Genomic DNA, 17,612 nt, shown 5'->3' on the forward strand with positions numbered 1-17,612 from the left:
GTTATCTCTTTTTAGTCAATAAAATTATCAAAATGCCATAAATTCTTCATCTAAAAGTAAAAAAATGGAGACCTAGATTGGCCCCCATCTGTAAATTATTATTTTAAATTAGTTTGTTTCAATCAAACCATACTTACCGTCTTTACGAGAATAAACGATATTAGTACCATTTGTTTCTGCATCAGTGTATACATAGAAACTATGACCTAACAAGTTCATTTGTAAAACAGCTTCTTCACTATCCATCGGTTTCAATGAAAATTGTTTTGTTCTTACAATTTCAAGATCAAAATCTCCTTCATTTTCTTCTGGTGGTGTGCTGCCGTTAACATCAGAATAAGCAAAATAATCTCTTTCTGCACCTTTGTCGCGGAACTTGCGGTTTACTTTTGTTTTATGTTTGCGAATTTGTCTTTCTAATTTATCTACAATTAAATCGATGCTAGCATATAAATCTCCACTTGTTTCTTCTGCACGTAGCACAAGATTTGGGAGCGGAATGGTCACTTCAACTTTCGCATTTTTATCGGAATATACTTTTAAATTAACATGAACGTTAGCGTCTGGAGTCTCCGTAAAATATCGTTCTAATTTATCGATTTTCTTTTCAACATAATCTCGAATCGGTTCTGTTACTTCAATATTTTCTCCACGAATGTTGTACTTAAGCATAGCAATTCCTCCTTTGAAATAAAACAAAATAACGATAAAGAAGAGTATTCTTCTTACCCTTAGTCTACGTGAAAACGATGTGTTTTGCAAACATTTGCACAAAGAGCTAAGAAGCTTACATTCACTTATCTTTATTTAGTATTTTATTCCACTAATACCGCTTCCGCAAACCTCTTTTAGAAGATAAATATCAACTATCTGAATATTGTTAGTGCGCTCACCTTGTGCACTCCAGCTTCTTTTAAGATTTGTGCTGCTAGGTTAAGTGTGCTTCCTGTGGTGTATATATCATCAAATAATATTACTTCTGTTGACTTCAAAATTTCTTTTCCTGAAAAGTAAAATGCTTGTTCAGATGCTAATCGTTCCCTCTTTGTCTTTTTAGATTGCTTCTCTGTATGCTTTTTGGCTAAAAGCTCTTCGTATAGGATGCCAGATTGTTTTAATATCGCGGTTGTTTGATTAAACCCGCGTTCTAATTTCCGCGTCTCGCTTACTGGAATTGGCACAATCTTCTCTTTCTTTTCTGATAGAAAGGTACTTAATTCCTTTTTGAAAATAGCCCCTATTTCATAATCCCCTTGAAATTTAAACTTCTTCATATATTCTTTGGCGAAATCATTGTAACGATAGATGGATTTATTACTATCTAAAAAATGTGTTCTACTTTGGCAGTCCTCGCAGACATCATCTAAGGATTCTTTACTACAATTTTTACATAGTAAGCCAGTTAGTTTTTCAAACCCCGCTAAGCATAAATTACAACAAATTGGCAGAGGTTCAAATAACCAACTTGTTTCCCAACTGGCACTTTGCCTAACCGGCTGAAAACAAAGTAAGCAATTAGTCATCTAACATCCCTTCTATCACTCCTTGTTGATTCATTTTTTGAATGTGAGAGATAGCTTGCTTCATTTCTATTGTTTTACCGTAATGAAAAAAACAAACGTCTCCAGTCGGATGGGATATTTTCCTACCTGCTCTTCCTGAAATCTGAACTAAAGCAGCTTCCGTAAAAATACGACCCTCACTTCCAAACACCGCTACTTGCACATCTGTAAAAGTAACGCCTCTCTCTAAAATTGTAGTTGTTAATAACAGTTTGATTTTCCCTTTTCGTAGCCATTCCACTTTCTCTTTGCGCAATTCATCGGCTGAATGGACTGTCACTGGGCGGATATAACCCTTATTTTCAAGTGCCTTTGCAAATTTATTCATAGCATCAATTTCTGGAAAGAAAATTAAAGCCGGCTGATCTTTCTTCTCCACACCATTCATCCACTGAATAAGCTTGGGAGATATTTTCCCTTTAGCTAAATTCTTTTTCCATGGACCAATCCAGCACGTTCTTGGCACAGGCAATTTCTTTCGGTGATATCGTCCAGGAATTTTCACAAAATTACGTTTTCCTTTTACACACTCTTCTTGCCACTTTTTCTCTGGTGTTGCTGTGATTATTATTGTGGAACCTTCTTTTGTCCTGGCTTTCATAACGGCATATTCTAAAAAAGGGTCTTTTGCATAAGGAAATGCATCTACTTCATCAATAAAAATAACTTGAAACGTTTCATAAAAGCGAATAAGCTGATGGGTCGTCGCTATCACGAACTGCTCTCCTTGGTAGTTATCTTTTGAGTCTCCATATAGACAAACAATATCCATGCTAGGGAAAGCTTCTTTTAAACGAGGAAGAAGTTCTAAACAAACATCCACTCTCGGAGAAGCAACACAAATTCTAAAACCTTGTCGCAAAGCCCAGTCCATTCCTTCAAACATCATCTCCGTTTTTCCAGATCCGGCAACCGCCCAAAGCAACATATCCATTTTTCCTTTTAAATTAATGACTACCGCGTTTGATGCTTTTCGCTGTCCCGCTGACAAAACTCCTTCCCATCTCAATAATATTTCCTTTGTCTTTGGTAATAACATAGCTTGTTGATAGTATAATTTTTGGCAACTATTTACTCGTCCCATAACAATGCAATTTCTACAATAAATACAATCCTCTCTCTTACATAATGCACAGCACATTTTGCCAAATAACTGCGCATCCGTATTTCCACATCGAAAGCATTTGTTTGATTCTATTGCTACTACTTCTCTTAATCCCTCATTACTCTCTATTTCACGTTCTTGATACAGTCTTCCCGGGAAGATGTCCATCTGTATTCACCTCCCCTTAGTTATACACTTTTTCTTTTTTTATTGCAGAAACGAAATACTTGTTTTCGACCGCATACTTATAAACAAAACAAGTATTTCTTTTAGACGAAAACGAGTATTTTTGCTATCCAAAACTACTGAAAAAACAAATTTAGTCTCCATGAAAAAATCTCCAGCTAAAAGCCGGAGATTTCTTTATTTTATTGACCAAGTTAATCCAAGCGCACCTTCACCCAAGTGAGTTCCAATGACTGGACCAAAATAACTTAATTCAAATGTTACTTCTGGGAATTTCGCTTCTAATTGTGCAAGCCATGCTTCACCTTTTGCTAGATCATTACCATGAATGACATAAGCTTTTTCTGCCGTTTTGTTTTGAACGGCTTTTTGAAGAATATCTTCAATTCGTTTCAATGCCTTTTTTTGCGTTCTAACCTTTTCAAACAGGACAATTTGTTTATCATTAAAATGAAGAATTGGTTTAATTTGAAGCAAGCTACCAACAAGGGCTTGTGCTCCATTCAAACGGCCGCCACGCTGTAAATTATTTAAATCATCCACCATAAAATAAGCATCTTGTGCCTGTTTTATTTTATCTAGTTTTTGGATAATCTGGTCCAATGGCTCGTTTGCCAAAGCCATTTCAGCTGCTTTAACTGCAAACATTCCTTGCGCCATACAAGAAAGCTCAGAATCATAAGCGACTACATTTAGCCCTTCAATCAGTTCTCCAGCTGAAGCCGCATTCTGAAACGTTCCACTAATACCACTTGATAGATGAATACTAATTACAGTATCAAAACCTTGTTCTTTCAGGTTTTCAAACAAGTGAATGAATTCTCCTGGGGCAGGTTGAGAGGAAGTTGGGAAATTCTCAGCTTCTTTTACTTTTCGATAAAAATCGGTTGCAGACAGTTCCTCACCTTCACGATAAGATTTCCCATCAATTATTACAGAAAGTGGCACGACATTGATTCGTAGCTGCTCTTTCACTTCGTCTGGCAAATAAGTTGTGCTGTCAGTAACCACTGCTATTTTTTCGTTCATATAGTCCCCCTGAGATTTCTTTAGCGAATGTATACCCAGCCGTGCTTGATTGCCGTTACCACCGCTTGAGTTCTATCATTCACTTTCATTTTTTGTAAAATACTACTTACATGGTTTTTTACTGTTTTTTCACTAATGAAAAGTGTCTCCCCAATTCCGCGGTTACTTTTTCCATCGGTAAGAAGTTGCAATACCTCGCACTCTCTATGCGTTAAGATGTGTAGTGGCATTTTGACTTCTGGTTGTTGGTAGCCATAAACACCTTGAGAAGTGTTAGTGCTTGCTAAATGGCGGTATTCACGAATTAATTTAATTGCTACACGTGGATGAATATACGCGCCTCCATTATCAACAATTTTTACAGCTTCTACAAGTTCATGAGCATCCATTTCTTTTAATAAATAGCCGACTGCTCCAGCTCTAAGTGCTTCTGTTACATATTCATCTGTATCATGAATAGTCAAGACGATTACTTTGATGCTAGGAAATTGACGTACTAGCATTTCAGTTGCATCTAGTCCGTTCACAGTTGGCATATTAATATCCATTAAAACAATATCTGGTTTATATTCGCGAACTTTTGCTACGATATTTTTACCATTTTCAGCTTCCGCTACGACCTCAAAAGAATCTTCCAACTCTAAAATTCGCTTGATACCTTCGCGAAACAACTGATGATCATCTACAATCATGATTTTGAGTGCCATAATGACTACTCCTCCTTCACTTATCTAATTTCACCAAGCCTCTTTGCAATCGAAAACATCATCCTTTTTAAGTAGCAAAACCGCTTAACCTTATAATCCCTGCCATAAAATTGGCAATTAAACATTTCTCTTTTAAGTACTATTTACTCAAACTTACCTATTTTCAACACAAACTATACCTTGATTATACTGCATAGCCCAAGAAAATTACTCCTATATGCCTATAAAATGTAATTGAAAACCAGTCTAAAGTAATAGTAGTTTTTATTATAACACGAATTTGCCGTCACTTCATCCACTGCACTTAGAAAAATATCTATACAATCGCTTTGCTTTCGGATAAAATAAAAGCAGACTAAATGCATCAACTTATGGAGGTTCCTTATGTTGGATCATTATTTAACCATCCATAGCGATGGAAAACACGAAATAATTATTGAAAAGTCCCGCTTTATCTGCCATATTAAGCGAGCTACAACAGAAACTGAAGCACAAACCTTTATTCAAGAAATCAAAAAAGAGCATCGTGATGCTACCCATAATTGTTCTGCTTATATTATAGGAGAAAATGACCAATATCAAAAAGCGCATGATGACGGAGAACCTAGTGGAACAGCTGGCGTTCCAATGCTAGAGATCTTAAAAAAGAAATCTTTAAAAAATGTCGCCGTTGTAGTTACTCGTTATTTTGGAGGAACAAAACTAGGTGCAGGCGGCCTAGTTCGCGCATATGGTAGTGCTGTTAGTGAGGCTATTCAAGCAATTGGTATTGTCGAATGCAAACTAGCCACTATTGTTGAATGCTCATTTGCTTACCCACTTTTAGGCAAGGTCGAAAATGCGCTTGAACTAAAAGCATATCAAATTGACAAAAAAGAGTTCACTGAAAAAGTAGTACTTCATATTTTTGTTGATAACGACGAACTGCAAGATTTTTTCAACTGGATCACCGAGATTTCAAATGGGCAACTGGAATATAAAGAAGGACCACAAAAATATAGAGAAAAGGATGTCACTTAGTATGTCCACAAACGTATTTATCCAATTACCAGATACTATTCTTACTAAACGAACTACATTAAAAAAAACCTCTATTGCAGATGCTACTACATTATTTGATATTTGGTCTGATGATGAGGTAGCTCAGTTTATGAACATTGAAAAATTCTCTACTATTCTTCAAGCAGAAGAAATGATTCAAGCAATTGAAAATGAACCAAATGCTTGCAGATACACCATTTTCACAACTGATGATTCTTTAAATGCGATTGGCTCGCTTGGGATTAATGATATTAACAAAACGAACCAGACAATCGAAATTGGCTATGAACTAGCAAAAAGTCATTGGCGCCAAGGTTTTATGTTTGAAATTTTGACAACATTTTTAACCACTGTAAAGCCCTATCTTCCCTATAAAGTGCTTACAGCAAAAGTTCTACCAGATAATGTGGCTTCAATCAAACTACTGAAAAAGCTTGGTTTTGAGCTTACGACAACTGGGCAAGAACTAGATTTACATTCTGGTAGAATTTGTGAAATCAGTAATTATCGAATGCTACTGAAATAGGACAAATATTACATTTTTGAAAGATATCATCTTTTTTGTATTTTTTTTCGAGTAATTTCTGTATAATAACATCAAAGTTTAAAAATTAAAGAAACCGTAAATCGGGCGTAACATTCTTTAGTGCAGCAAATGATACAATAAAACTTAGAAAAGTGACTATAAGGAGAATTAATATATGAGTAAAGGCACTGATGATAGCCGAAGAAGCAGCAAGAAATACAAACGCAGAAGAAAAATTTTATTCTGGATTCTAATTCCTGTAATGTGCTTAGTACTTGCAGGCGTCGGATACGGCACTTATCTTTTTAGTAAAACAAAACTCGCAGCAGATAACTCTTATGATAATGTAAGGAACGGAAAAGCCTCTACACTTCGAACGAATGACATTGAACCTATAAAAGATAGTTTTTCTATTTTAATTATTGGTGTTGATACCAGCTCTACACGGGCCGAAAATGGTAACCCTCGAAGCGATTCACTAATCCTAGCAACATTTAATGTCAAAGATTCACGCGTAGAGATGACTAGTATCCCTCGTGATTCCTATGTTCATATTGAAGATTCCGCCAAAGACATTGATAAATACACGAAAATTAATGCAGCTCATGCATATGGTGGTCCAGAACTCACAATGAAAACCGTAGAAGAAGAATTTAAGATTCCAATTGATTATTATGTTCGTTTTGACTTTGATGCATTCTTAAAAATTGTGGATGCTTTAGACGGAATTGATGTAGATGTTCCAGTGGACTTCACTGAGCAAGACTCTAAAGACAACGCCGGTGCAATCACTCTAAAAAAAGGGCCTCAACACCTTAACGCGGAGCAAGCTTTAGCACTAGCTCGTACAAGACACATCGATAGCGATATCGAACGTGGTAAACGACAACAATTAATCATTAAATCTATTGTAAGCGAAGCGACCTCCATTTCTTCTGTAAGCAAGTATTCTGATATCATTGAAGTTGTTGGAGATAACATGAAAACCAACTTAACTTTCAATCAAATGCTTTCTATCGCAAAATATGGAATGACAAATAAAATTGATATTAAATCCCTTAACTTAAAAGGGGATAGCAATCCAATGGACGGTATTTATTACTACAAACTTGATGAAAGCTCCGTGCAAAGTATTTCGAATGAATTTGCTGATGAACTTGGAATTAAACAACCATTCCCTGGTGCAGCACCGTATTCAGACGAAAGTTCTAGCACAACTAGCAGTTCTAATTAAAAAAAGACCAACAACTAATAATTAGTTGTTGGTCTTTTTTATTTTCGTTTTCGATGTATTTTTTGAAGTAAATTTAAGATTGGCCGGTAATCCTCACCAATTAACCCAATAAATTCAACAATAATTTCAATACTAAAAATTAATAATAACAGTAATAACATTGCTCCCCAAGTAGTGGAGAACGAAAATACAAATCCAGTCATAGAAAATAGTAATGCCATACAGTAGATTAGTAACACCGTCTGCTTCTCTGTAAATCCTAGCGCCATCAACCTATGGTGAATATGAGATCTATCTGCTGAAGATATCGGCATCCGCTCTTTTAGCCTTCTTACAATAGCAAAAAAAGTATCTGACAAAGGTACACCTAAAATAATAAGTGGTACTAACAATGAGATGAAAGTAACGTTTTTAAAACCCATAAGTGATAAAACAGCAATCATATAACCGAGGAATAACGCTCCCGTGTCTCCCATAAAAATACTAGCAGGCGGGAAATTATAAATCAAGAAAGCCGCAACTGCTGCTACAAGAATTAATGCAACCGGAGCAACAAAAACATCTTTCAAAAGCAAAGCCATACCTGCAATAGTCATTAAAGCAATAATAGAAATACCACCCGCTAGACCGTCTAATCCATCAATTAAGTTTAACGCATTCACAATTGCAACTATCCAAATAATCGATAATGGAATCGCAAAATACCCAAAATCTACTTGTCCGTAAAATGGGACGTTAATAAAATTAATAGTAATGTCTCCCCAAACAGTTACGCAAAGAGCAGCTAAAATCTGTCCTAACATTTTCCATTTTGGTGATAAATCAAATATATCATCTATAAAGCCTGTCGCAATAATAATTAATGCTCCGAAATAAATTGGCAAGAAACCTGATTTATCTATTGGGGCTAAAATCATCCCTACCGAAAAACTTATAAAAATAGCTAATCCACCTAAAGTGGCTGTAGTTTTTGTATGTTTGTGTCTTTCACGCGGTGTATCAACCGCATTAATTCGGAAAGCAAACTTCCTGATTATCGGCACCATAATGATACCTACTGCAAAGCTAATCAATATACTCCATATTAGCAATATTTTTTCAGCTCCATCCTTTATTTAGCAAAATTCTTTCTGTTGATTTAGTATATTTTTGTAACACATCTAAATCTAAAGCCACTCCAATCCCTTGACCGGTTGGCACAGTGAGTTTTCCTTGATTTAATACAAATGCTGATGAAACAATATCTTCATTAAAATAACGATTTGATGCAGAAATATCTCCTGGGAAAGTAAATTCCGCTCTAGCAGCAAGCGCAATATTATGAGCCCTACCGATACCAGCTTCAAGCATGCCGCCACACCAGACAAGCAAATTATTATCGCTACAATACTTCGCTATCTTAAGAGCCTCAGACATACCACCAACGCGCGCTAATTTTAAATTAACTGCCTGACAGCTTCCTAACATATGGGCCTGTTTCAAATCATCTAATGACCTAATATTCTCGTCCAAACAAATACGCGTTTTTAATTTTTTTTGCAACCAAGCATGATCCACAAAATCTTTAGCTCCAAATGGTTGCTCAATCATTTCTAAATTAAAGTGATCTAATTCTTTTAATAACAAGAAATCTTCTCTATTATACGCTGAATTCGCATCAGCCATCAAGCTTAGATTAGGAAATTTTTCTCGAACAGCTTTGACAAATTGAATATCTTTCTTAGGTGCTATTTTTAACTTCACTCTTTCGTAGCCCTCATCCATATATTGACTAACTAACCGGACTAACGTTTCCGCATCAGGCTGCAATCCAATGCTCACGCCAACAGCAATCGAGTCCTTCTCTGCGCCAATCATTTTAGCCAATGAGAGCTTCTCGTTGTTTGCAAAAGCATCCCAAACAGCAAGCTCCACAGCCGCTTTCGCCATTTCATTTCCTTGAATCCAGCTAAACATCTGATTAATCTCTTGAGGAGTTCGTATTTCTTTCTGCGCAAGAATTGGTAATAAATGCTGTTTAACAATAGAAATAGCAGTGCTCAAAGTCTCTTCTGTATAGTCAGGTAACGGAAAAGCTTCCAACTCTCCATAACCACGTATACCTTCCTCATTCACTAACTCAATAATATAAAAATCTTTACTATTTAGCTCACCATAACTTGTTTTAAACGGTGCAATAAGAGGAAGTTCTACATGAATTAGTCTTGCTTCTTGAAAATACATCTACTCACCCTTTTTCAAACGCTTGCGCTCTTTTCGAATGGCAAGCATAAATTGAGGTATTGCAAAAAAACGTTTCCATCTTGAGGGATTAGAAAGAAGCCTGTATACCCATTCTAACCTTAATTTTATCCATATTTTTGGTGCGCGCTTTACACTATCTGTTAAAACATCAAAGCTTCCACCTACACCAATAAAAATGCCTTTAGTAAAATTAGCAATCTGAGACAAAATCCATTTTTCTTGAGCAGGGGAACCTAAAGCAACAAAAATCACATCTGGTTGTGAGACGAGTATTTCCTTAGCAATTCCTTCACTTTCTAATACATCAAAGTAACCATGATGAACACCACAAACAACTGCCTGTGGAAATTTTTCCCGCACTTTGGCCTCTACAACCTCACTAATTTCCGGTTTTGCTCCTAAAAAATAACAATTTAGTGGCTTATTTAATAGACCAACCATCGTGTCATAACCAGTAACTCGTTCTTTTAAAGGCTCTCCAAGTTTTTCTGAGGCCATTATTATCCCAATACCATCGGGTACAATATAATCAGCTTGCCCTAATATTGCTTCGAACTCCTTATCCGTGCGAGCATGCATAACAATTTCTGGATTAGCCGTCACAACAAATCGACGTTCCCCGTTCTTCGCGGCCATGTAAAGCTCCTCCACAAATCCTGCTTGCGTCGTATTATAGAAAGGTATATTTAAAATTGAAATTTCCTGCTTTTTCATATGTATCTCCTAAAAAACTTTATTATGTATAAGTTTATCATAAAACAAGGATGCTTCCTATTTTTAATCTATAAAAAAGACTGCAAATAGCATTACGCCATTTACAGTCTTTCATATGGAACGAATTAATCTAAAATTTGTACTTTAACTTGTTTTACACCCCAGTTGTTAGCTTCTTGTACTGAGTTTAAATGTACATCGATTTTATTACCTTTAATTGCGCCACCAGTATCAGCTGCAATTGCTTGTCCGTATCCTTCAACATAAACTTTTGAACCTAAAGGAATAACAGATGGATCAACTGCAATTACTCGTGAATTATCATTTAAATCAATCCCTGTCGCTGTCATGTGGCCCATGCCAGGTTCAGCTTTACTATATGCTGTTGCAGTTACCGTTAACTCTTTTGAAACATTACCTTGTGCTGAAGAACTATTCGAAGATGCTTCATTAGAAGAAGTTGATTTTTGAGTTGTTGGAGCTGCTTTTTCTTCTTTCGGTTGTTCTGTTACTTTATTATTGGCTGAATTATTTGCTGTTGAATTGTTTTTTGAAGTATTACTTTCACTTGCTGAAGCTTTATTACCAATAGATAATTTTTGACCAACTATTATTAAATCTGAAGAAAGATTATTCCACGATTTAAGTTGATTAACTGTTACACCATTATCAACGGCGATATGTCCAAGGGTATCTCCTGCAACAACTGTGTATTCAGAATTGTTATTAGTAGTGGATTTTTTCTCACTACTATTTACTTGCAATGTTTGGTTCGGAAAAATAATGTCAGAACTCAAATTGTTATCTTCTTTCAATTGTTTTATAGAGACATTATTTTCATTTGATATTTTCCATAGTGAATCACCATCTTGCACTTTATACTCAGCTGCAAAAGCTTGAGTTGAACCAGATCCTGCAATAATTAAACCTGCCGCAATGGCTACTACTGTCTTTTTCATGTAATTATTTTCCCTCCTTGATAACTTTCGAGAATAATCGTACCATACGAAACTATCAGCTTGGTTACTAAAAAATTAAGCATGTATGACACACTTTCAAATAGTATCCGTTTTCCTGCAATATTTGTAAATTGCCTTTATTGTCTGATTTCTATAACTACTGTTCGTATTTTTTGTGAAAATCAATCTAGCATAACTCGCCGTAAAGGTTTAGCCAATTAATAAAAGCGTTCTTGATTGTTCACTTAATGAATTAAATGTGCAAAGTAACTGAAATTGGAAAATTTTTCCATTACAAACAGAACTGATAATTTATTGATTTTGTTGTTTTTTAAGGCGAGATTTTTAAAATTCATTATGAAATATGGCTCTTTATAACAAAGTATTACATCATTCATCCTCTTCCTGAGGTATATTAACTACTCTTTCATCTTTATTTCGACTTGATAAATACCGAATCTGATGAACTAAAACTTCCGTAATATAAATTTTCTGTTCTTCTTTATTTAAATAATTACGAGATTGTAGTTCACCAACTACTCCTACTAATTGTCCTTTAGTACAGAACTCTGCAGTGGCTTCTGCTCTTTTACCCCAAATAACACATTGAATAAAGTCAGCATCATTATCAACTCTTTTATTTTTACCAAACCGATTTAAAGCCAGGGTTAAATTCAAAACAGCCCTGTCTTCCGTGGTCCATTTCAATTCTGGTTCCTTAGTTAATCTGCCTACTAAAGTTACTTGATTAATCATATAATCGCCTCTTTCTTTTGGTGTAAAGCGATTGTATTAGATAAAAAGTTTATTGTAAAATAGCTAAAACTGTATTTTCACTAGGCCGAAACCTTCCAAAATGTTATTTTCTCATAAGAGAAAAATATCATTTTATGTATGTAATTACATCCAAAGCATCATTTTAGTACTTTGAAAAATTTTTAAACCAATGTTATTCTGAGAACATGAAAAAAGCACTAAAACCCATTTGGGCTTCAGTGCCAATCTTTTTATTTAGGTAGATCTGATAAAGCAAACATAATTTCAGCTTCACAAACCAAATCGCCTTCTACTGTTGCTTTGACTTTCGCTTTTGCAATCGCGCCCCTCATCCGAGTTATTTCAGCCTCAAGCAAAAGTTGGTCCCCTGGAACAACTTGACGTTTAAATCGGCAGCCATCAATTCCAGCAAATAAACCAATTTTACCTTTATTCGCTTCACTCTGCATCATTGCAATTCCACTTGTTTGCGCCAGAGCTTCCACTATTAATACTCCTGGCATTACAGGATACTCAGGAAAGTGCCCGTTAAAAAATTCTTCATTGGCTGTTACATTCTTAATAGCGGTAACTTTTTTGCCTTCTTCAACAGAAATAACTCTATCTACTAACAAAAATGGATAACGATGAGGCAAAATCTCTTTGATTTTCTTAATATCTAACATGTACATCCCCCAAATTCAAATTTAGAATCTATTACGCTTTTTATTTGTAAGTGAGTCAAGTAAAATGCCGGTACCAAGTGCTACAACATCTAAAGGATTCTCTGTAATTAAAACTGGAACCTTCAGCTGTTCAGACATTAATTCATCTAAACCATGTAATAAAGATCCACCGCCAGTCATGATGATTCCTCTATCAATAATATCCGCTGAAAGCTCTGGAGGTGTTTGTTCCAACACCTGTTTAGCAGCTAGTACCATTAGGTGTAATGAATCGTGAATCGCTTCCTCTACTTCGGAACTTGTAATAGAAATTGTTTTCGGTAAGCCACTCACTAAATCTCTACCACGAATTTCCATTTTCTCTTCTTTGGCTCCTTGACATGCAGTACCGATTGTTACTTTAATATTTTCAGCCGTTCTTTCACCAATAAGTAAGTTATATTTACGTTTAACATAATTTAAAATATCTGCGTCCCATTTGTTACCAGCGACTTTTACTGATTGACTAGTTACAATATCACCCATAGACAATACAGCAACATCTGCAGTACCTCCACCAATATCAATAATCATATTACCGGAAGGCTCAAAAATCTCCATACCCGCACCAATAGCAGCAACTTTAGGTTCTTCTTCTAAGAATACTTGTTTCCCACCACTTTTTTCAGCAACTTCACGAATTGCTTTTTGTTCGACAGAAGTTATATTTGTTGGACAACAAATTAAAATACGTGGCCGTGAAAAAAAAGTTTTTAAATTTAACTTTTGTATGAAGAAACGTAACATTTCTTGAACAATATCAAAGTCAGCAATAACCCCATCTTTCATAGGTTTAATTGCCGTAATGTCTCCTGGAGTTCTACCGACCATATCTCTTGCTTCAGTCCCAACGGCTAAAACTTGTCCCGTCTTATTGTTAATAGCGACAACTGCAGGTTCATTAACGACGATTCCTCTTCCTTTAACATGAATTAATACATTGGCTGTACCTAAATCGATACCAACATCTTTTGCCATTTACATTTTAACTCCTTTCGTGGTGTACACCTAATTTTACATCTCATTCTGAATTATAGCATAATTTATGTGCGGCTGAAATGTATATTTTATAGCAATGCGGAATTTTTCATGACAAATAAAAAAACCGCATCAAAAAGATACGGTTTTCAACATTTGAATTTAGAATAAAGACGCTAAGTTTGTTACATCGACTTTGGAATCATCTACACGTTCCACATCAGCACCAAGCGCTTGTAGTTTTCCGTGGAAATTATTATAGCCTCGATCAAGGTATTTCAACTCAGTTACTTGTGTATAGCCATCTGCAACCAAACCAGCAAGAATAAGCGCTGCTGCTGCACGTAAATCTGTCGCTGCAACTTCTGCTCCTTGTAACTTAGCTGGACCAGAAATAATAACAGAATGTCCTTCAATTTTCATATCAGCATTCATTCTGCGCATTTCTTCTACATGCATAAAACGATTCTCAAAAACAGTTTCAGTCATGATGCTTGTGCCTTCACTCAGCATTTGAATAACCATCATTTGCGATTGCATATCTGTTGGGAAACCTGGATGCGGCATCGTTTTAACATCTACAGCTTTTAATTTATCAGGGCCAATTACACGAATCCCGTTCTCTTCTTCAATGATTTGAACGCCCATTTCTTCAAGTTTAGCAATTAACGAACTAATATGTTCAGGAACTGCATCTTCAATTAAAACATTTCCACCAGTAATCGCCGCAGCAATCATAAATGTTCCTGCTTCAATACGGTCTGGAATAATAGAATGTTCAGTCGCAGTTAATTCCTTAACTCCTTCAATTCTAATTACTTCTGTTCCTGCACCGATAACTCTAGCACCCATTTGGTTAAGGAAGTTTGCCAAGTCAACAATTTCAGGTTCACGAGCAACGTTTTCAATGACTGTTGTACCTTCTGCAAGAGTCGCAGCCATCATAATATTTTGCGTCGCTCCAACACTCGGGAAATCTAAGTATACTTTAGCACCTACTAATTTTTCAGCAGTTGCTTCAATATAACCATTTTCAATTTTCACGACTGCGCCCATTGCTTCAAAGCCTTTTAAATGTAAATCAACAGGTCTAGAACCAATTGCACATCCACCAGGTAAAGCTACACGCGCTGAACCAGTACGTGCCAAAAGTGGTCCCATTACAACAATGGAAGCACGCATTTTACGAACGTACTCAAAAGGTGCATCAGAAGTAATTTCTCCTGTCGCATCAACTGTTACTTCATCATTTACAAAAGAAACATCTGCATTTAGATATTTAAGAACCTCATTGATTGTGAATACATCAGACAAGTTTGGGACATTTTTTAATACGCTAGTACCTTTACTCGCAAGTAATGTAGCAGCTATTACCGGTAATACAGCATTTTTGGCACCTTCCATTTTCACAGAACCATTTAACTGTTTTCCACCGCGTACAATAATTTTTTCCAAAAAGAACCCCTCCGCGTTACTAATAACTAAATCATTTATCGAATTTTATTAATCAAAATTTGAATTTAAAACATATCTAAGTAATTTTACCACTTATCACCCTAAAATATCAACTGATTTTAACGTAATATTAAAGTTGTTATAAGCTTCTATTAATTTTTGACTACTATAGTACCTTTTTCTAACTAAAAAAATTAATTAACTGTTTGGAAGCTGTCAAATAATCCAAGAAAAAATTGCTTAATGTATAACCTAACACAATCGAAATAATCACAAATAATAATCTAGCTTGTGTTACATGATTTTTCTTGATGAATTTTTCATAATTAATAGCTTGAAGTGCCCAAAAAGTAATTACAATAAATAGTAAATGTGAAATGATGATGACATATGGTGATTCCATAATAATATTATACATGCGTTCTCTCCTCATATTTCGCTACTACCCATTTTAACAAATACCTCTAGAAAAAAACAGTTAATACACTTATGCGTATATAAAAAAACTTCCCGGCACTGTGGCCAGGAAGTAATATGATTATTAATTGTGTTCTTTTGCATGAATTCTGTTGATGGCTCTTTGTAGTGCCAGTTGAGCCATTACTTCGTCCACTTTTTGTTCTTTTGCTCGGCTAAGTTCTTCTTCTGCACGTTGTTTTGCTTTTTCAGCGCGATCAATATCAATATCTTGTTCACGTTCAGCAGTATCCGCGAGAATATTAACTTCTTCACCGTTTACTTCCATAAAGCCACCATTGACAGCGACCCATTCCTCACCAGACTCAACTTTTAAACGAACGATGTCGATTTTAAGTGGAGCAACTAGTGGAACATGGCCAGGTAAAATACCGAGTTCACCTGCTTTTGTTCTAGCAATAACCATTTGAGCAACGCCTTCATAAACAGGGCCGTCTGGAGTAACAATACTAACATTTAATGAACCCATACGTATTTCCTCCTGTTTTTATCAGACTTCAACGCCCATGTCTTTTGCTTTTTCAAGAACATCCTCAATGCGTCCAACTGAACGGAAAGCATCTTCTGGAATGTGGTCGTATTTTCCTGCTAATAGGTCTTTGAATCCTTTAACTGTTTCTTTAACAGGAACATAAGAACCTTTTTGGCCTGTAAATTGTTCTGCAACGTGGAAATTTTGGGATAAGAAGAATTGTACACGACGCGCACGGGAAACGGATTGTTTATCTTCGTCAGATAGCTCATCCATACCTAAGATTGCGATGATATCCTGTAATTCTTTATATCTTTGTAATAAACGTTGTACTTCCGTTGCTACTGCATAGTGTTCTTCCCCAACAATATCAGGAGAAAGCGCACGAGATGTAGAAGCAAGTGGATCTACCGCTGGATAAATACCTTGTTCCGTTAATTTACGTTCCAAGTTAGTTGTTGCATCTAGATGGGCGAAAGTTGTAGCCGGAGCCGGGTCAGTATAGTCATCGGCTGGTACATAAATCGCTTGGATAGAAGTAACGGATCCAACGTTAGTAGATGTAATACGTTCTTGTAGTTGACCCATTTCAGTAGCTAGGGTTGGTTGGTAACCTACCGCAGATGGCATACGACCTAGTAAAGCCGAAACCTCTGAACCAGCTTGTGTGAAACGGAAAATGTTATCAATGAATAAAAGTACATCTTGATGTTCTTCATCACGGAAATATTCAGCAATTGTTAGACCAGTTAAGGCAACACGCATACGCGCACCTGGTGGCTCGTTCATTTGACCGAATACCATCGCTGTTTTTTCAATAACGCCTGAATCTTTCATTTCGAAGTAAAGGTCGTTACCTTCACGAGTACGTTCTCCAACGCCAGCGAACACAGAAATACCACCATGTTCTTGTGCGATATTATGGATAAGCTCTTGAATTAGAACGGTTTTACCAACACCGGCACCACCGAACAATCCGATTTTACCACCTTTTAAGTAAGGAGCTAGCAAGTCAACTACTTTAATTCCTGTTTCAAGAATTTCTGTTGTCGTTGCTAATTGATCGAAAGTTGGAGCTTCGCGGTGAATTTTATTACGTTTAATATCGCTTGGAAGTGGTTCGTCCAAATCGATGGTGTTTCCTAATACATTAAATACACGACCAAGAGTTACTGTACCTACAGGAACTGTAATTGGGCTCCCAGTATCAATAACTTCCATACCTCTTTGAACACCATCTGTTGATGCCATTGCGATTGTACGTACAACATCATCACCTAATTGGATGGCTACTTCTAAAGTAAGTTGGCTAGTTGGTGCTTCTTCTGCATCAGATTTATATTCAATAACTAGGGCATTGTAGATTTCAGGTAAGTTTCCACCTTCAAATTTAACGTCTACAACTGGGCCCATAACTTGGATTACTTGTCCTTTAGACATGC

The 17,612-nt window shown here is 36.1% G+C and carries 19 protein-coding genes; 3 read left to right on the forward strand and 16 right to left on the reverse strand.

Going from position 1 to position 17,612, the window contains the following annotated elements; translation table 11 throughout:
- Positions 1-108: 108 nt before the first annotated feature.
- The 5 genes from hpf to degU form a co-directional block, all read right to left on the reverse strand.
- Positions 109-672, reverse strand: coding sequence for a ribosome hibernation-promoting factor, HPF/YfiA family (gene hpf / locus CKV70_RS12700; RefSeq protein ID WP_003722643.1), 564 nt, complete (start codon positions 670-672; stop codon positions 109-111).
- A gap of 194 nt (positions 673-866) precedes the next feature.
- Positions 867-1,523, reverse strand: coding sequence for a ComF family protein (locus CKV70_RS12705; protein WP_014601145.1), 657 nt, complete (start codon positions 1,521-1,523; stop codon positions 867-869).
- A complete protein-coding gene (locus CKV70_RS12710; RefSeq protein ID WP_009924458.1) occupies positions 1,516-2,835 on the reverse strand; it encodes an ATP-dependent helicase ComFA in 1,320 nt (439 codons plus the stop codon). The genes CKV70_RS12705 and CKV70_RS12710 overlap by 8 nt, the downstream gene beginning before the upstream one ends.
- 195 nt (positions 2,836-3,030) lie before the next feature.
- Positions 3,031-3,882 carry a DegV family protein gene (locus tag CKV70_RS12720; protein WP_003722646.1) on the reverse strand — a complete coding sequence of 284 codons (852 nt, stop codon included), beginning with the start codon at positions 3,880-3,882 and terminating at the stop codon, positions 3,031-3,033.
- Positions 3,883-3,902: 20 nt separating this feature from the next.
- Complete coding sequence (gene degU, locus CKV70_RS12725) at positions 3,903-4,589, reverse strand: two-component system response regulator DegU (protein WP_003722647.1); 687 nt, start codon at positions 4,587-4,589, stop codon at positions 3,903-3,905.
- A gap of 384 nt (positions 4,590-4,973) precedes the next feature.
- On the opposite strand from degU, the gene CKV70_RS12730 reads away from it, so the two are divergent.
- From CKV70_RS12730 to CKV70_RS12740, 3 genes are all read left to right on the forward strand, one after another.
- The gene (locus tag CKV70_RS12730) at positions 4,974-5,609 is read left to right on the forward strand and encodes a YigZ family protein (protein ID WP_003733915.1); all 636 of its coding nucleotides are present in this window, start codon (positions 4,974-4,976) and stop codon (positions 5,607-5,609) included.
- A gap of 1 nt (position 5,610) precedes the next feature.
- Positions 5,611-6,156 carry a GNAT family N-acetyltransferase gene (locus CKV70_RS12735; RefSeq protein WP_009911320.1) on the forward strand — a complete coding sequence of 182 codons (546 nt, stop codon included), beginning with the start codon at positions 5,611-5,613 and terminating at the stop codon, positions 6,154-6,156.
- Positions 6,157-6,331: 175 nt separating this feature from the next.
- Positions 6,332-7,390: an LCP family protein gene (locus CKV70_RS12740; RefSeq protein WP_003724005.1), complete on the forward strand. Its 1,059-nt coding sequence runs from the start codon at positions 6,332-6,334 to the stop codon at positions 7,388-7,390.
- Positions 7,391-7,428: 38 nt separating this feature from the next.
- On the opposite strand, the gene CKV70_RS12745 is transcribed toward CKV70_RS12740, so the two are convergent.
- From CKV70_RS12745 to atpD, 11 genes are all read right to left on the reverse strand, one after another.
- On the reverse strand, positions 7,429-8,481 hold the full coding sequence (locus CKV70_RS12745; protein ID WP_003724006.1) for a glycosyltransferase family 4 protein: 1,053 nt from the start codon (positions 8,479-8,481) through the stop codon (positions 7,429-7,431).
- A gap of 7 nt (positions 8,482-8,488) precedes the next feature.
- Positions 8,489-9,613, reverse strand: coding sequence for an o-succinylbenzoate synthase (gene menC / locus CKV70_RS12750; protein WP_014601146.1), 1,125 nt, complete (start codon positions 9,611-9,613; stop codon positions 8,489-8,491).
- On the reverse strand, positions 9,614-10,348 hold the full coding sequence (locus tag CKV70_RS12755; RefSeq protein WP_003724008.1) for a WecB/TagA/CpsF family glycosyltransferase: 735 nt from the start codon (positions 10,346-10,348) through the stop codon (positions 9,614-9,616). It lies immediately after the preceding gene.
- Positions 10,349-10,473: 125 nt separating this feature from the next.
- A complete protein-coding gene (locus CKV70_RS12760; protein WP_003733917.1) occupies positions 10,474-11,307 on the reverse strand; it encodes a resuscitation-promoting factor in 834 nt (277 codons plus the stop codon).
- 390 nt (positions 11,308-11,697) lie between these two features.
- On the reverse strand, positions 11,698-12,063 hold the full coding sequence (locus CKV70_RS12765; protein ID WP_003732514.1) for a single-stranded DNA-binding protein: 366 nt from the start codon (positions 12,061-12,063) through the stop codon (positions 11,698-11,700).
- Between the two features lie 251 nt (positions 12,064-12,314).
- Complete coding sequence (fabZ, locus tag CKV70_RS12770; RefSeq protein WP_003723457.1) at positions 12,315-12,749, reverse strand: 3-hydroxyacyl-ACP dehydratase FabZ; 435 nt, start codon at positions 12,747-12,749, stop codon at positions 12,315-12,317.
- A gap of 21 nt (positions 12,750-12,770) precedes the next feature.
- Positions 12,771-13,766 carry a rod shape-determining protein MreB gene (mreB, locus tag CKV70_RS12775; protein ID WP_003723458.1) on the reverse strand — a complete coding sequence of 332 codons (996 nt, stop codon included), beginning with the start codon at positions 13,764-13,766 and terminating at the stop codon, positions 12,771-12,773.
- 162 nt (positions 13,767-13,928) lie between these two features.
- Positions 13,929-15,221: a UDP-N-acetylglucosamine 1-carboxyvinyltransferase gene (gene murA, locus CKV70_RS12780; protein WP_003723459.1), complete on the reverse strand. Its 1,293-nt coding sequence runs from the start codon at positions 15,219-15,221 to the stop codon at positions 13,929-13,931.
- A gap of 181 nt (positions 15,222-15,402) precedes the next feature.
- On the reverse strand, positions 15,403-15,639 hold the full coding sequence (locus CKV70_RS12785; protein ID WP_003723460.1) for a DUF1146 family protein: 237 nt from the start codon (positions 15,637-15,639) through the stop codon (positions 15,403-15,405).
- Positions 15,640-15,762: 123 nt separating this feature from the next.
- The gene (locus tag CKV70_RS12790) at positions 15,763-16,167 is read right to left on the reverse strand and encodes a F0F1 ATP synthase subunit epsilon (protein ID WP_003723461.1); all 405 of its coding nucleotides are present in this window, start codon (positions 16,165-16,167) and stop codon (positions 15,763-15,765) included.
- Between the two features lie 21 nt (positions 16,168-16,188).
- The gene (gene atpD, locus CKV70_RS12795; RefSeq protein ID WP_003723462.1) at positions 16,189-17,610 is read right to left on the reverse strand and encodes a F0F1 ATP synthase subunit beta; all 1,422 of its coding nucleotides are present in this window, start codon (positions 17,608-17,610) and stop codon (positions 16,189-16,191) included.
- Between the last annotated feature and the right edge of the window lie 2 nt (positions 17,611-17,612).

The sequence above is a fragment of the Listeria monocytogenes genome, from assembly GCF_900187225.1.
In the GTDB taxonomy this organism is placed as follows: Bacteria; Bacillota; Bacilli; order Lactobacillales; family Listeriaceae; genus Listeria; species Listeria monocytogenes.

Excerpts from the sequence above, each read along its gene's own strand:
- degU (WP_003722647.1), bottom strand. The coding sequence starts at position 4,589 with ATGGCACTCAAAATCATGATTGTAGATGATCATCAGTTGTTTCGCGAA.
- CKV70_RS12755 (WP_003724008.1), bottom strand. The coding sequence starts at position 10,348 with ATGAAAAAGCAGGAAATTTCAATTTTAAATATACCTTTCTATAATACG.
- CKV70_RS12735 (WP_009911320.1), top strand. The coding sequence starts at position 5,611 with ATGTCCACAAACGTATTTATCCAATTACCAGATACTATTCTTACTAAA.
- CKV70_RS12730 (WP_003733915.1), top strand. The coding sequence starts at position 4,974 with ATGTTGGATCATTATTTAACCATCCATAGCGATGGAAAACACGAAATA.
- CKV70_RS12720 (WP_003722646.1), bottom strand. The coding sequence starts at position 3,882 with ATGAACGAAAAAATAGCAGTGGTTACTGACAGCACAACTTATTTGCCA.
- CKV70_RS12765 (WP_003732514.1), bottom strand. The coding sequence starts at position 12,063 with ATGATTAATCAAGTAACTTTAGTAGGCAGATTAACTAAGGAACCAGAA.
- CKV70_RS12740 (WP_003724005.1), top strand. The coding sequence starts at position 6,332 with ATGAGTAAAGGCACTGATGATAGCCGAAGAAGCAGCAAGAAATACAAA.
- CKV70_RS12760 (WP_003733917.1), bottom strand. The coding sequence starts at position 11,307 with ATGAAAAAGACAGTAGTAGCCATTGCGGCAGGTTTAATTATTGCAGGA.
- CKV70_RS12705 (WP_014601145.1), bottom strand. The coding sequence starts at position 1,523 with ATGACTAATTGCTTACTTTGTTTTCAGCCGGTTAGGCAAAGTGCCAGT.
- fabZ (WP_003723457.1), bottom strand. The coding sequence starts at position 12,749 with ATGTTAGATATTAAGAAAATCAAAGAGATTTTGCCTCATCGTTATCCA.
- CKV70_RS12790 (WP_003723461.1), bottom strand. The coding sequence starts at position 16,167 with ATGGGTTCATTAAATGTTAGTATTGTTACTCCAGACGGCCCTGTTTAT.
- CKV70_RS12785 (WP_003723460.1), bottom strand. The coding sequence starts at position 15,639 with ATGTATAATATTATTATGGAATCACCATATGTCATCATCATTTCACAT.
- atpD (WP_003723462.1), bottom strand. The coding sequence starts at position 17,610 with ATGTCTAAAGGACAAGTAATCCAAGTTATGGGCCCAGTTGTAGACGTT.
- mreB (WP_003723458.1), bottom strand. The coding sequence starts at position 13,766 with ATGGCAAAAGATGTTGGTATCGATTTAGGTACAGCCAATGTATTAATT.
- hpf (WP_003722643.1), bottom strand. The coding sequence starts at position 672 with ATGCTTAAGTACAACATTCGTGGAGAAAATATTGAAGTAACAGAACCG.
- CKV70_RS12710 (WP_009924458.1), bottom strand. The coding sequence starts at position 2,835 with ATGGACATCTTCCCGGGAAGACTGTATCAAGAACGTGAAATAGAGAGT.
- menC (WP_014601146.1), bottom strand. The coding sequence starts at position 9,613 with ATGTATTTTCAAGAAGCAAGACTAATTCATGTAGAACTTCCTCTTATT.